A 593-nucleotide genomic window follows, 5' to 3' on the forward strand; every position below is an offset into this window, starting at 1 on the left:
CCACTGTAGGCGGGGCAGGCTTTGGCGTCGGCAATGCGCAACTGAAAGTTGGGGATGGGCTTGGCCTGAAGAGGCTGGACGGGGGGCAGGCGCAGCGGGTTGCGGGTGAGGGCAGCCACTTCGCGGGCGATCCCCACCATACTCAGGGCATCGGCCCGGTTGGCGGTGGAAGTGAGATCCAGCACCACATCGTCCAAGCCTAGAAGGGGGCGCACATCAGAGCCAAGCGGATGAACCTCCAGATCCAAGTCGGGCGGGAATTCGTGGATCCCTTCGGAAGATTTCTCCAGCCCCAGCTCGGCCAGAGAGCAGATCATGCCCTCCGAGATCACCCCCCGCTTGTCGGCTTTGGCAATGGTGAGGGAGAGGGCGGGCAAATGGGTGCCGGGTGTAGCCACTGCTACCAGGATCCCGGCGCGGGCGTTGGCGGCTCCACAGACAATGGTGGCAGGCCGATCGGATCCCAAGTCCACCTGGCAAACCTGCAGCTTGTCGGCGTTGGGGTGAGGCTCGGCAGCCAGGATCCTGCCCAAAACCACCCCATCTGCCCAGGTGCGGCGGTCTTCGATCTCTTCCACTTCAAACCCCGCCAG

At 64.2% G+C, this 593-nt stretch carries 1 protein-coding gene; it reads right to left on the minus strand.

The annotated features are described in order from the left end of the window. Positions 1 to 593: YtpR family tRNA-binding protein (ytpR, locus tag NW837_RS13250; protein WP_414332098.1), on the minus strand; the 593-nt coding region annotated here is incomplete at both ends.

Source organism: Synechococcus sp. R6-10, assembly GCF_047461815.1.
Taxonomy (GTDB): Bacteria; Cyanobacteriota; Cyanobacteriia; order Thermostichales; family Thermostichaceae; genus Thermostichus.